10 protein-coding genes are annotated in these 14,001 nt (G+C 36.5%); 4 read left to right on the top strand and 6 right to left on the bottom strand.

Going from position 1 to position 14,001, the window contains the following annotated elements; genetic code table 11:
* Positions 1-79: 79 nt before the first annotated feature.
* The 4 genes from B5488_RS03625 to B5488_RS03610 form a co-directional block, all read right to left on the bottom strand.
* Complete coding sequence (locus B5488_RS03625) at positions 80-652, bottom strand: Crp/Fnr family transcriptional regulator (protein ID WP_079734023.1); 573 nt, start codon at positions 650-652, stop codon at positions 80-82.
* 11 nt (positions 653-663) lie between these two features.
* Positions 664-2,934 (bottom strand): translocation and assembly module lipoprotein TamL, encoded by a 2,271-nt coding sequence (gene tamL / locus B5488_RS03620; protein ID WP_079734022.1) that lies wholly within the window; start codon positions 2,932-2,934, stop codon positions 664-666.
* A 101-nt stretch (positions 2,935-3,035) separates the two neighbouring features.
* Positions 3,036-8,036 (bottom strand): translocation/assembly module TamB domain-containing protein, encoded by a 5,001-nt coding sequence (locus B5488_RS03615; RefSeq protein ID WP_079734021.1) that lies wholly within the window; start codon positions 8,034-8,036, stop codon positions 3,036-3,038.
* An 84-nt stretch (positions 8,037-8,120) separates the two neighbouring features.
* Positions 8,121-8,975, bottom strand: coding sequence for a hypothetical protein (locus tag B5488_RS03610; protein ID WP_079736518.1), 855 nt, complete (start codon positions 8,973-8,975; stop codon positions 8,121-8,123).
* A gap of 376 nt (positions 8,976-9,351) precedes the next feature.
* Here B5488_RS03610 and B5488_RS03605 point away from each other — a divergent pair, with 376 nt between their 5' ends.
* Both B5488_RS03605 and B5488_RS03600 read left to right on the top strand, forming a co-directional pair.
* Positions 9,352-10,179, top strand: a complete 828-nt coding sequence (locus B5488_RS03605) for an OmpA/MotB family protein (RefSeq protein ID WP_079734020.1) — start codon at positions 9,352-9,354, stop codon at positions 10,177-10,179.
* Between the two features lie 122 nt (positions 10,180-10,301).
* Positions 10,302-10,598 (top strand): hypothetical protein, encoded by a 297-nt coding sequence (locus tag B5488_RS03600; RefSeq protein WP_079734019.1) that lies wholly within the window; start codon positions 10,302-10,304, stop codon positions 10,596-10,598.
* A 110-nt stretch (positions 10,599-10,708) separates the two neighbouring features.
* Here B5488_RS03600 and B5488_RS03595 read toward each other — a convergent pair whose 3' ends face one another.
* Complete coding sequence (locus B5488_RS03595; RefSeq protein ID WP_079734018.1) at positions 10,709-12,109, bottom strand: amidohydrolase family protein; 1,401 nt, start codon at positions 12,107-12,109, stop codon at positions 10,709-10,711.
* Complete coding sequence (locus B5488_RS03590) at positions 12,109-12,525, bottom strand: DoxX family protein (RefSeq protein WP_079734017.1); 417 nt, start codon at positions 12,523-12,525, stop codon at positions 12,109-12,111. The genes B5488_RS03595 and B5488_RS03590 overlap by 1 nt, the downstream gene beginning before the upstream one ends.
* A 290-nt stretch (positions 12,526-12,815) precedes the next feature.
* Here B5488_RS03590 and B5488_RS03585 point away from each other — a divergent pair, with 290 nt between their 5' ends.
* A complete protein-coding gene (locus B5488_RS03585; protein ID WP_079734016.1) occupies positions 12,816-13,316 on the top strand; it encodes a DUF4402 domain-containing protein in 501 nt (166 codons plus the stop codon).
* 175 nt (positions 13,317-13,491) lie between these two features.
* On the top strand, positions 13,492-13,980 hold the full coding sequence (locus B5488_RS03580; protein ID WP_079734015.1) for a DUF4402 domain-containing protein: 489 nt from the start codon (positions 13,492-13,494) through the stop codon (positions 13,978-13,980).
* Positions 13,981-14,001 lie beyond the last annotated feature (21 nt).

Genomic DNA, 14,001 nt, shown 5'->3' with positions numbered 1-14,001 from the left:
CAATTAATGAGCTAAATTAGATGAAATGAGAAAGAAAATACTTGATGTATGTTAGCCGTGCCTGTTAAAAAATGTTAAGCTAGAAAAGCTCCTTTCTTAGGCGACTAAGGCTTTCGGGCTTTATACCCAGGTAATTTGCAATATGGTAATTGGGCACGCGTTTTTCAATTTCGGGATAGGTTTTACAAAATTCAAGGTAACGTTCTTTGTTATTTTTTTGAAGTGAAGAAAGAATTCTACTCCTTAAGGCTACAAAAGCATTCGTAGTTTTTATTCTGAAAAAACGTTCAAATTTAGGAATTCGCTTATATAAAGTTTCGAGAGTATCACGATGAATTCCAAGAAGAACCGAATCTTCTATGGCTTCAACATATAACTGGGCGGGATAATTTCCGAAGAATGCTTCAAAATCGCTTATCCACCAATCTTCTACTGCAAACTGAATAATATGTTTATTGCCTTCTTCATCTAAATAAAAGGCTTTTAAACATCCCTTAACTACATAATATTCACAATCTACCGGCTGCCCGGCTTCAATTAAAAATTCTTTCTTTGAAATACGCTTTTCTGATAGAACACCTACAAATTCCCGTTGTTCTTCGTCGGAGAGTTCGATTTTTGAAGTAACGTGTTTTAAAATTTCTTTATGCATTTTCAACACTTTTAGAAGGGATAACCAATGGCAAAATTAAGCACGGGATTTGCGTAATCAAATTCCCAACGCTCACCTTCCTGTAAAGAAGGATCGTGTAAAGGCGCGGCCAAATCTACCCGAATCACAAAACTTTGAATATCTACCCTTAAACCAAAGCCGGTACCAATCCCAAGTTCGTTCATAAAATCTTTACTAAATTCTCCTCCCACAAGAGTACTATTTTCACCTGTGTTCCAAACATTCCCGGCATCGGCAAAAACGGCTCCGTATAAATATGGAAAAAGCGGAAAACGATATTCTAGATTTGCTTCCAGCCTTATATTCCCGGCCTGGTCAAAAAATGCACCTTCTTCGTTTGGCGGAGTATAGGTACCGGGACCTAAAGATCGCGTATTAAAAGCTCTTACGCTATAAGGGCCACCGGCAAAATATTGTTTTGTAAAGGGTAAAACCTCAGAATTTCCATAAGGCAACCCATAACCGGCAAACAGTCTGGTCGCTATTTTAGAATCTGATCCTGTTTTTAAATGATATCGCAAATCTATATCGGCCTTGGCGTACTGGGCGTATTCCAGGTTTAAAAATGTTTGCGGATCTTCGTCTCCCCGCCCGCTTATGGCATCTACTAAATTCCCGGCAATATCCACGGTTGAATTTATAAAGAATTGATGTCTGCTATTCCCGTCTATAAGACCGTTATAGAGAAAAGAATAAGTTAGACCGGCAATAAATTCCTGGTTAAAACTTCGTTCTAAAAATGGGTTATCGTCTAATATATCCTGAAATTCCTGAGTGGTATTACCCAGGTTTACATAATTTAAAGATATAGGATAGAACTCGTGGGTTACAAAACGATTCGCATTCCAGAGATAACCAAACCTCGCAGAAACAGACCCCAGGCTAAAAAGCTTACTTCGGGTAAGATAATCAAAGCCCAAACTTGTCTTGGTTTTAGGAATCGAATACGAAAACCAGTTTTTATCAAAATTTATAGGAAATAATAACCTGGGGAAAATAAGATCTCCCTGTAAACCTAATTGTATACTGTTTAATCCTGCCTGCGTGCCTCCGCCGGTTTGAACTTCATAACCAAAATCCCCGGTAATATTTAGAATTTCTCCGCCCTTAAAAAGATTCCTGTTCGTATAGCCTAAAGCTAAACTTGGGCCTGTAAATCCGTTAGATTTTGTTACTGCCTGGATTTCTGCCCGCAAGGAGCGTTTATTTAATGGAGAAAGATAGATATTGGTTTCCAGCACACCCAAGCTATCGGTAGATAAACTATCTATTTCGGTATAATTTATATTTACAAATTTGTAAGCTCCAATCTCTCCCAACCTCCTGGCTGTATTTCGGGAATTTTCAGGATTATAGAACTGACCTTCTTCCAGCAAAATGTAAGGATCTAAATGTTTTGGTTTAAAAAATAATTCTTTCTGAAAAAAGTTCTTTTCGGCATAGCGGGTTTTTGCCGTAGTGCTATCGGTGCCCACTTCATAATTGGGATAAATATTAACGCTCTCTAATTTATAAGGTATTATACTTTCGGTAGGAACATCTTTCTTTAGCCTTAAAAACAGGTCAAAATTCTTATGTTCATATTGATTGGTATCTGCTTCAAAAATTAAAAATCCTGGATTGAAATTATAATAGCCTTTTGATTTTAAATCGGCATCAATTCTCTCTCTTTCCATTTTTAAGGTAGCAAGATCGAACCGCATTCCACTTTCTATAGGCGAAGCTTCTAAATTGTTACTAATCTCCTTATAAATTTGAAGTGAATCTGAATCTAACTGATATTTTTCCAGTAAATATGGACTGGGAACTTTAGCAGTATAATCCACTTTCATTTCTTTCTTTTCTTCTTTGCGGTTTACTGTTGAAACCACAGTACTATAGAAAAAACCTCTATTTTCTAACCGGTTTTTTAGCAAATCTTCAGTTCTAAGAGGATCTACATCACTTGCGTAAACCGGCTCTTCCCCTATTTGCTTGTTTAAAAATTTATTGATGAAACCAGGCTTCTCGCGCTGAGCTTTATAATGAAAATAAAGTCCCGGTTGCATTCCTAGAAAAGAACTATTGGGTTCTGGCCTTAAAACCGATTCCAGCTCTGCTTTTAAACGGGCACGCTTTTTAATACTTGTGTCGCTCTCCATGGTAATTTTGGCTCCCTTGTAAAGCAATTCGTCTTCAGGAACAAATTTCTTCACATTACAAGCTTGCAGGAGAAAAAGCACTGCGCATAGATATGCGATATATTTTAAGTAAATTTTCATTTATAATAATTTCAATCCTAAAGGGTTCATTTGGCACCAACTTACATTATCCCGATATTTTAATAATTCCTGGGAGTCTTGTAAAATTCTGATTACACCTATTAATTTTTTTCTTCCTTATTCTCGGCCTGCTCTTCTTCGTCTTCTTTCAAAAAGAAATTATCCCATAACTCCTGAAATTCATTGAATTCCCGAGTAAAAATAAAGGCTATCCCGCTAACAATAAGCTGGCCGTCTATAACATTTTCAAACTCATTTCTTCTAAAACCTTTTAACCTAAATCTCCCGGTTTCGGTAAGTAAATACTCTATGCTTACATTTCCAATCAACGGACTCGCTTCTTCCCCGGGACGATTACTTCCCTGCACATCTACTTCGCTCCCTACACTTACAATTAAACGATCGTCCAGTAAACGTTTTTGTGCTTCAATATCTACCTGTGTACGTTCGGTAGCCGTATTTCCCTGGTAATCGGTATAACTGTCTACTCCAAAATTTAGTTCAACGCCGGTATCTCCCAGTAATTTATCTGAGAACACATTTAATTGATCTGAAAGCGCCTGATTTAAATTATCGCGAGCAATAGAAAGATTTCCGCCACCGTCTCCAGCACTTCCTGAAGTTGGGTAAAAACGGTTAAGTACCAATAAGGAAAAAACCTGTTTATTTAACTCTGCTTCCTGACTGTTCAATTGTTGTAAACGACCATAAACCCGGCCTCCACCTGAGCCCCGTTCTTCTTCTGGCATTTGCAGTCCAAAAGATAATTTAGGCTGCATTAATTCTCCATCTACATTAAGATAAACCAAAAATGGTAATTCTCTTCTAAACGACGGATCATCTGCAGCGCCTTGGGTTGTAGCCATAAGAGACGAAGGTGATGCTTCTACCCTATAAATGGCACTCACATCTAACGTAGCATCAAAAGGATCTCCTGCCCAGGTAATTCGGCTACCTTCAGCGATATCAAATCTACGTTTCACCAAATTATATAAGCTCATTTCATAATGACCGTCACTCATTGTGTAGCGGCCCGCCAGCGTCATTCTTCCGTTAGGTGAAATATTAAAATTTAATTCTCCCTCTCCTTTTACTCTAAAATTATCACCGGTTTGTTCATCTATAATTATACTGAATGCAGCATCTTCATTAATATTAATCCTGGCGTTAATATTATAACCAGTAAGCGTAGCCGATTCTTCTTCCTCGTTACCGGTAAGGATATCATCAGGATCTTCACGGTTTGTAAAAATCACTACTCCGTCTCGTTCCTGCATCGCCAATTCTTCTTCCACCATTACGTACGTGAAATCGGTATTAGAACCTACAGTAATATCCATATCTAAATTAGGAATATTAAGATCGCCGGTTAAAGTGGCGTCGGCATCAAACGTGGCGGTACCATAAAACATTTCATTATCTTCTTTTGTAGAGTTAAGCACCTGGAAATTCCTGGCTCTAAAATCTAAATCAAAGCTTGGGTTCAATAGATTTTCGGTTAATATTTCGCCGTTTATTACAAACGAGTTTGCATCCTTATCTTCAACTTTAAATTCATTAAAATAGATTCCCGCATTATCAAATTTCAAGGTTTCTGACGGAAATTTAAATAGCGCATTAAGTAAAGCTACACGAAATTGCGCTTCATCAAACTGAAGCTGCCCGTTATATTCCGGTTCTGTAGTAGTTCCTCCAAGGCTTAAATTTCCAGAAAAGCTTCCTTCACCATTATTAATGGCCCCCATTGAAAAACCTTCCACTGTTTTCATGCTAATTTTATTAATCTGCATTTCCATATCTAACGCGGTAGTAGAATCCAGCGCCTGGAAATCGCCACTCATATCAAGATCTACATTCTCACCTTTTATCGCCAGGCCAACATCATATAAAAAATCGGCTTTAGGCGTAGAATTTAAAGTTAGTTTACCAAGTTCAACCTGCATTACATTTAATTGGTTGATCTCCATTCCTGCAAGAATTCCGATTTTTTGCAAAGGGTCTTCAAAAATTAAATGACCGTTTAATTGCCCGGTGGCTAATTCTTCTTCAGGATTTAAATAATTAAGTAATGCGCTTAAATTGAAGTTATTAAACTCTAAACCAATATGATTTTTGTCTGAATAGGATAGTTCACTGCTTAACAGCATTTCCTGGTTATTTCGGCTTAATCTGAAATTATTCGCAGTAATTTCCTGATCGAACACAATCATTTCATTGTTTGCAGCAATATTCCATTCCTTTTTATTCAATATTAAATCTTCCGGATTAATATGAAATTTAAGGCTGTCTCCCGGTTTTGTGATTTCTGAAGCCATATGAATTAAACTTTCTTCACCCTGCATAGAAGTGAAATCAAGTAAAAGTTTATCTTCTGTAAGGCTTCCGTAAAAATCGGTTTTCTGAATAGCGATCGGTCCCGAATTAATGGCATTGAACCCAAGGTTAAATTCAAAATTCTCAGGATCTGAATTTAAACTGAATTCCAGGCTGTCAATCTCACTGCTATAATAATTTATATAAGGCAAACTTACCAGGGCATCCAGTTTTCGCTCTTTTTCATTAAAATCGGCTTCAATATGAATAGTATCTAATTCTTCTAAATTAGATAAGAAAACTTCGCTTAAAACAGGATCATCCATGATAGTACCACGCAGTTTTAAATTCACTGGCGTGTGCACGGTATCTAAAGGATCTACTTCGGTAAAATAAGATTCGTAATGTCGATTTAGTGCGGTAGATAAATCTACGGGATCGGCATTAGATTTTAAATCCAGTTCTAAAATTTTATTGCTAATCTGTAACGAAGTAGAATCGGTGCGTACAAAAGCGTGAGCGCTTAAGTCGCCGGGGAGATAGGTATCATTATCATACACTACAACCGCATCTTTAATATCGGCGTAGGTTTCATATTCTTCTGCATTTCCCTCATACTGCGCGGCCAGTTTAAAGGCCAATCGAATATCCCGGGATGCCAGTCCCAGTTCCTGTAACCTGGCTCCTTTTAAATCTAAATTAAGATTCGCTCTAGGTTTCACCGAATCTAGCTCTACCTGTGAATTTAGCGCTAATTCTAAGTTATCGTCTTGATAACTTGAAGTGATATTCCCGTTTCCGTCCTCAATATCACCCGAGATATTTAGATCTTTTATCTCGTAATTGTTATAAGCAAATGAAATTATGGTCGCGTCCAGGGTGGCATCAAGCGTGTTTATTGTACTTCCCTTTCCAGAAGTTTCAATTTTAATATTTAAAGCACCCAGGCTTTGATTTTGCAGAATATTTCCCAGCTCAAGTTCTTCTGAAGTCATTATTCCTTCAAAAACTATTTCTTCCTGGTTTGAGAAGTTCCCTTTTAAGCGAATATCACCTTCGGAAGTTTGTAAAAGTGCTTTGGTAGAAAGATCTTCCAGGCCGCCTTCAAAATTCCCACTAAGCTGAATATTTTTAGGAATATTGATACCCAAATCTTTATCACTTACAAAACCTTTAAGATCAGATTTCCTGGATTTTGCATTGAAACGCGGAATATTGAAACGAATATTATCGGGATCTGTGGCGTTATAAATATTTCCGTTAGCAGAAAATGAAGTGTTTTTCCAATTAAAATTAGCCCTGGCAATAGCTATTGCTGAAAGTTTTCCTGAAGCCTGAAGATTTCCTGATACTTTATTTGTACTTAATTCCTTCATATAAGGATTAGACCTTAAATTTGGCTGAAATCTAAAAGCGTCTTTTATATCTACTAAAATGGTAGGTAAATTTAACGCAAGCTCTGCCGATTCAGAATTATCAATTAATTCCTGGATAGAATTATATTTTAAAGTAGCTTCACCTTCTAATTGGTTTTCATTTAAGGCCAATGCCAGGTCTGAAAGGTTTAATTGCGTTTCTTGAAGATTTAAGTTGAAATTAAGCTTTTTTAAATTAAGGCCTGAGGCTTCATTAAAGTTTAATGCAACAACTTCTACCCCAGATTTTTGGTCTCTTAAAAATAAATTATTCGCATTAAAATTAAGAGAATCAAGCACCAGAGCTTCAGGATTAAATTTCCCCTGTTTAGGCTTAGCGCTATCTACTAAATAACTTAGTTTATTTTCAGAAAAATTAATTTCATTTACATCTACCTTCCATTCGGGCCAGGTAAACGCTGAAGTATCAGTGCTAATAGTATCCTGGGGCTTTTCTAAAGTTTTCATTTCCAATTTAATATCAGAATTATTAAGTGCCAGCCTGTTCACTTTAATCTCCTGACTTTTAAGATCCATTACCGGAACTTCAGCTAGAAATTCTGTGATATCCAGATTCGCATTAATTCCATCAGGAACAGAATTATAATTAGCCTGCACATTTTCCAGGTTAAAATTATCTACCATCAAATATGGCATAGGTGCCGGTTCTTCATTTTCGGGTTCGGGAAATGGCTTATTTTGAGTATAATTTATTTGCGCATTGGTTATGCTGGCATTTTTGGCGCGGAAATCCATTTTTTCAAGATCGGTTTTTTCCAGTTCCAGTATAAGCTCTTCGAAGTTCACCTGGGTGTCAATTCCCATTACATCATCTCTAAAAGTGATGTCAAAATCTTTAAAGTTTAAATCTCCAATATTAATTTCCTGTGTAGCAGTAGTATCTTGCTGTGTAGTGGTTTGAGTAGTTTGTTGGGTAGAATCGGCTGCGAAAGCTTCCATTAAAAATTCGTAATTAAAGCCTTCAATAGAATCTTTTCTGGTAATATTAGCTTTTAAACCTTCCCAATCTAAATTGTCTATACTTACAGCATTTCCCTGAATAATGGGCCAAATAGGAATATCGGCTTCCAGGGATTTTGAATACACCAGGGTATCTCCTTTTTTATCCTCAAGGTAAAGACCATCGAGCTGGATATTTCCGGCAAAGGTTATAAAGAGTTTATCCAGAGAAATTTCGGTATTGGTTTTACCCGAAATATTCTTTACTACCTGTTCTTTTATAATGTCCTGGCCCCAGGGACTTCTAATAAAAAGGAGCAAAAGTATTATAAAAATAAAGAGCCCCGCAAAGAATTTTGCGAGGATCTTTAATATGCGGTATCTTTTTTTCTTCTTCTTTTTTTCTTTTTCCAAATCCTGTGATCGCTAGAATTCCAAATTTATTGTATTCTTACAATAATATGAAGTTTTTAGGCTTAAGGTTTAGTTAATTAAGCATTATTCCGCGGGACTTAATTCAATATCTGGAATCGTAGCGGGTGGCGTTATATCTTCAGGTTCTGAAGAGGATTCTGGTACCGGTGCGTTGTTAAACAGGTTTAATTGCAGGGCTTCAACTGCCGCATAATCTAAAATCCTGATATTTACAGATGGCAAATCAGAATCTGAACCATCTGCTCTTTCGGTAACGTTTAATACTTCAAAAGCAACTACACCAAGGTTTTCTCCCTGTAAATTTCCTTCTAAAGGATCGTAATTGATGCTAATATCGCTATCAAAAACTACTGCAATAATGGTTTGACCAGTCAACATGGCCAATCCGGTTGCCCTAAGTGGTGTGACGTCGGGAACTTCATCTAATAAATCTTCAGTTTCGTCCTGGCCTAAACCGGGACCGGCTTCAAGGAAGTTTCTCGCGCCACTTTCATTTGGCCCGGCCTCGTCCCAGGAGGTCGGAATTTCTTTTAATACAAACCAGGCTTCATCGCCGGTCTGGCCGGTATAAAGTGTAATTTCTTCACCGGGATTTTCGCTAAAATATGCGAGCACGTCTCGTTGTCCAATTGCAGAAATATCATCGTTCACATCGGTTTCAGAGAAATCGTTTGGTTCGTTTCCATTATCAATACTTTCTTCATCTATTAAAACAAAAACAGCTGCCGCATCAGGATCAGGATCTCCATTTCCATCACCACTTCCATTATTGGCGTCGTCAGATCCATTCACATCATCTGTAAGATCATCGGTTACGTCATCTACATTATCTACATCGTCGTCATTACTACAAGCCGATAAACTAAAAGCAAGTAGGATCGATAAAATCACCCGGTAAAAAGACTTTGAATTTTTCATAATTCCCATTTACATTTATAATATTAGTAAGTAAAAATAATTTTAAAATATTGTAGTAAGTTATTTAACCCTGATGCCGAATGGGACAATTCAACTTTTCAATATTAAAAAGTGTGTAATTTTACCACACATTTTGATCGAATTCCACAGATTTTGGAATTATACTTTTTTAACCGAAAACCTTTCTACAAAGTTAATTTCTCCTTAAAGGGTCCTTCTAAGTCTCATAAAATGAGAAGTTAAAAAACCAACCGGGGTTTATCTACTTTATACTATCAACTACTTTACCAACATGGTATGATTCTCGCCCAATACCTACAAGCCTTACAAAAACCAAATCTAAATTATACAAGGCCTAACTTAAAAAATCCGAAATATGAAAAGAACAATCGCTGTAACCGTTTTAGCCGCAACAATGCTAAGCTCGTGTGTTTCTAAGAAAAAATACGTGACTTTAGAGGAAGAATTAAACGATACCCGAAGCACGTTGCAAAAAACTCAGGTAGAAAAAGAAGAAATTGAAGAAAAATTTGCACGTATTGAAGAGCGTGTAGCAGATTACAATTCAAAAATTAATTCTTTACGCGAAGAGAATGATAGTAAGATGGAGATGAACGATCTTACTGTGATGTCTAATAATAACAAGACCCAGATGCGGGCAACAATCGCAAAAATGGATCCTAAGAAAGTATCGGGTGCCGAAACTTTAGAAGATTCTATTAACCTTGCAGTTTCGCACAATCTAAAAAGCAATATTTCTGAAGGAGCTGACGATGAAGATATTGATATTACTGTAGATGAAACTGTAGTAATGATTAATGTTTCAGATAAATTATTATTTGGAAGCGGAAGCTACCGTGTATCTAACAATGCTCAACCTTTACTAAAAAAGCTTGCTGAAGTAATAAACTCTGAACCTGCAATGGAAGTAATGATTGAAGGCCATACCGACGATCGTACTATGGTAGAAGGATCTTACATCCAGGATAACTGGGATTTAAGTGTAAGAAGAGCAACTTCAATTGTTAGAATACTTCAGGACAAGTATAATGTAGCACCAGAAAAACTTATCGCAGCAGGTAGAAGTAGCTACCAACCTTTGGTAGATAATACCAATAACGATAACAGATCAAAAAACAGAAGAACCAGGATTGTAATTATACCAAACCTGGATAAATTCTTTGCGATGTTGGAATCTGAATAATCAACCTATTTCCAATTATTACGGGCCTAAAAAGATTGAATTCTTTTTAGGCCTTTTTATTTTAACCAGTTCTTAACCCAAAGGTTCTATTCTATTTCTTAATTTAAAAGAAAAATAGAGATATGAGTAAGCAAGAAGAAAACAAAAAGTATAATGCTGATGTTACTGCTGAAGATAAACAAGCCTTAAATAAAAAAGGCCGAAGCATGAATAAAGGTCAGGATAAAGAATTAGACAGGGAGAAACCGGTAGATTTTACTGCCGATAATTTAGATATCCCGGGCAGTAACCAAACCGCCAAAAACGATAAAGATAAATTGGTAGACGAAGAAAATTACCGGTTTAATAAAAAAGGAACCCAAAAGGAAAAGCAAGATTTAGATGATATTCCCGATCCTGATACGACCAAGGATAATTAGTTGCTCAGGCACCAGTTACTTTGATTTCGAGGCGAGCCTCGGAGCATTAAATCTCGAATAAACAGATACTTTAATAACCTTCCTAATAATGAATTAATTTCAGGAAGGTTTTATTTAATTTCTTTTTCCATTTCTGCAAAACGATTTTTAGCCTGCTCTATTAAGTTGTTGGTATCTATGCTGGTGAGCTGCTCATCGTACTTTAAAATTTTTCCTTTTGCCATAACCAGTTTCATATTTTCGGGCAGTGCGGCTTCAATTGCAAGGTGATAAGGTTTATTACCGGTAGAAAAATTAATATCAGATTTTTTTAGTAAAACCAGGTCGGCACTTTTTCCCGGTGTGATTGAACCGGTTTCCTTATCTATACCCAAATTTTTAGCTCCATTTATTGTTGCCATTTTTAAAACTTCCTTTGGATGCAAGTAAAATTCATTTTTAGCATTAGCATTTGCGAGGTTTTGTAGTAATTTCAAAGAATCCAGTAAGTGAGCGTTTCCGGTTAAAGCGGTAGTATCTATGCCTACACAGCAATTAATTTTAGATTCATATAATTCATTAATTTTTGGTAGGCCATAGCCAATGCGCATTTCAGAATACGGCGTCATGGTAAGACTCGCCCCGGTATTTTCTACCATTTTAACTTCATCTGGAGTAATTGCGTTGCCGTGAATAATATTGACATCTTCAGCTAAAAGATTTTTTCTGAATAGCGATGCTATTTGATCTTTTTGACTCTCATTAGAACTGGCGTGAATGGTAATTTGTAAGCCCAACTCCCGGGCTCGTTCCCAGTCTTTTTCGATATTTTGGTAATTCGCAGAACGTGAACCCAGTCCTAAACTGATGTCTTTATATTTTGAATTTAAATTAATTAGTTGTTTTAATTCATTAATTCCTTTAAAATCGGTAGGAGTGCTACCAGGCATATCACGATAAGTTCCATAACTAACGTGACCCCGAATGCCCATATTCGTCATGGCATCAAAACTGGCTTTTACAAATTCTGGGCTTCTGGCATTATGATTATAATCGCTTATACAGGTAATTCCGGAATAAATAGCTTCGGCAATAGCATAGTTTGCCGCCAGCTCCATATCTTCTGGAGTATACAGCCTGGAAAATCGGGCTGTCATTTTAAAATAGCCTTCTTCAGCAGAATCCCCGGCCATACTACGTAATAAGGAGGTCCATAAATGCCAATGACAATCAATAAGCCCCGGAATTAAAATGCCACCTTCGGCATTAATTGTTTCAGTGCCTGGAGGAATTTCAATTTGATTCCCAAGTTTTGCTATTTTACCGTCTTTAATAAGAATATCGGCGGAAGCCAAATCGCCAATTTCATCGTCCATACTTAAAATGGTGGCGTTCTTAATTAAATAGGAATTTTGCTGAAATTTATTGAATTTTCGTTGATTTTCAGAAAAAACTGAAAATGGATTGATAAAGCTGCCGATACCTACCAAGCCGGTTTTCTTTAAAAAATCCCGACGATTCTCCTTATTCATTATTTTCTCTTTAAAAGATAATAATCCAGTGAGAATTTACCTGCACCGGTAAAGAAAAGCAAGAGAAATCCTCCCATATATAATAAAGGTAATTCCTGGCGTCCAAAACCATCGGTCCAGTGAACAATAATTGCAGCTACAGCCATTGTTATAATTAATGGGATTGCTGCAAAGCGTGTAGACCATCCTAATAATATAAGTATAGCACAAACAAATTCCGCAAAAACAGCAAATGTAAAGCTCACTGTTTCGCCCAAACCTATAGGATCTGCAAATGCTATTTCTTCGCTTCCAAAAAATGTAATGAGTTTGGGAACTCCGTGTGTGAGCATTAATCCTGAAATAAATATTCTAAATAATAGCAGCCCAAAATCGGTGTTTTGAAGGTTTAAACTGGTTGTGTAAGCGTTTTTCATAGATAAAGTGTTTTCAAATAGTAGATTAAATCCTCTAAATTAAACATATTCTTTTCATAATCTACCGAATTTCTGATTTCAAAATGAAGAAATTATTTCAGGTTATTAGAAGATCCTTAATAATGTCCTCCTAAGCTCCAACAGAAACAAAAATTAAGAGCAAATTATGCTTTTGGATTTAATATTTCGTAAAATAGTGTATTTCATCGATATTTTTTGTCTTTTGTCGATTGTAATGAAAGTTTTTCTATATCTTTATATTCCGAAAATCTTTTTAATGCAATATCTTAATGACGCGATTATATTTAATAACACTAATTCTTCTCTTTACAGGAATGTCTCCTGTTTTTTCGCAGGCTTCAGCAACGGCAAACTTTACGGCTTCTGCCACCATTATCCAACCCATAGGAATTACCACAACTTCTAATATGCAATTTGCAAATATTGATGCTAAAAATGGCGGTGCTGTTATTCTTTCTCCTGAAAATACCAGAATTACAACCGGTGAATTAGAATTAGCCAATGGCGGAAATGTTTCTGCAGCTACTTTTGAAGTTACCGGGCAAAGCGGCTATGCTTTTGGTATTAGTCTCCCGAAAGGTACTCACCGCTTAAATAGCGATGGTGAAAGTATGTTGCTTCAGGATTTTACTACTAATTATGATGGAAGCAGTATAAATGGTGATGGTAAAACAATAAGAGTTGGCGCCAGCCTAATTGTTAATCCAAATCAGGAACCGGGAGATTATAAAACCACTGGCGATCTGCAAGTTACTGTAAACTACAATTAATTTTTTTAAATCACCTCTCCTACAACGATGTAGTTTTATGGTTACTTTAACCAAAGTGTATTTCAACGAGTATTTTGTTTTGTTGAACGAATAAATTTCATTTGTATAGGGGTTTACCCCCATATTTGCAGTGTTAAACTTTTGAACCCAAATCAAAAACTAAAAAATACTCAAAATGAAAAAAATTACTTTTATCCTACTTGTAAGCCTTATTTCTGGAACTGCTTTTGCACAAAGCTCAGCAGAAGGAACAGCTACTGTAAATGCAGAAATTGTTAGTCCTATTGAAATTAATGATGGAACTGACTTAGATTTTGGACGTATAATTGGATCTTCAGCCGGGGGTAGTGTAACTGTTAGTACTGACGGTGATAGAACTGCCACTACTAATGATTTATTGGCACCGAGTACAACTGTACAAGCGGCCTCATTCACAGTTAAAGCAGCTGAAGCTTATAAATATAGTATAACCATTCCTGGTATAGGTTTAACTGGTGCTGGAGATGATATGCCTGTAACCTTTGAAAGCAGTTTAGGTAATGAAAATGTAGTTGGAACTGGTGCTGATCAAACCTTAACTGTGGGTGGTGCCTTAACTGTAAATGCTCTTCAAGCAGAAGGAGAATACAGCGGTACTGTAACAGTTACCGTAGCTTACGAATAGTAAACACTTACTTTAGAATAT

The sequence above is a fragment of the Salegentibacter salegens genome (assembly GCF_900142975.1).
In the GTDB taxonomy this organism is placed as follows: Bacteria; Bacteroidota; Bacteroidia; order Flavobacteriales; family Flavobacteriaceae; genus Salegentibacter; species Salegentibacter salegens.
Note: the sequence above shows the minus strand (reverse complement) of the source record. Positions and strands in the feature narration are given on the sequence as shown.

Excerpts from the sequence above, each read along its gene's own strand:
- B5488_RS03585 (WP_079734016.1), top strand. The coding sequence starts at position 12,816 with ATGACGCGATTATATTTAATAACACTAATTCTTCTCTTTACAGGAATG.
- B5488_RS03605 (WP_079734020.1), top strand. The coding sequence starts at position 9,352 with ATGAAAAGAACAATCGCTGTAACCGTTTTAGCCGCAACAATGCTAAGC.
- B5488_RS03625 (WP_079734023.1), bottom strand. The coding sequence starts at position 652 with ATGCATAAAGAAATTTTAAAACACGTTACTTCAAAAATCGAACTCTCC.
- B5488_RS03590 (WP_079734017.1), bottom strand. The coding sequence starts at position 12,525 with ATGAAAAACGCTTACACAACCAGTTTAAACCTTCAAAACACCGATTTT.
- tamL (WP_079734022.1), bottom strand. The coding sequence starts at position 2,934 with ATGAAAATTTACTTAAAATATATCGCATATCTATGCGCAGTGCTTTTT.
- B5488_RS03610 (WP_079736518.1), bottom strand. The coding sequence starts at position 8,975 with ATGAAAAATTCAAAGTCTTTTTACCGGGTGATTTTATCGATCCTACTT.
- B5488_RS03595 (WP_079734018.1), bottom strand. The coding sequence starts at position 12,109 with ATGAATAAGGAGAATCGTCGGGATTTTTTAAAGAAAACCGGCTTGGTA.
- B5488_RS03580 (WP_079734015.1), top strand. The coding sequence starts at position 13,492 with ATGAAAAAAATTACTTTTATCCTACTTGTAAGCCTTATTTCTGGAACT.
- B5488_RS03600 (WP_079734019.1), top strand. The coding sequence starts at position 10,302 with ATGAGTAAGCAAGAAGAAAACAAAAAGTATAATGCTGATGTTACTGCT.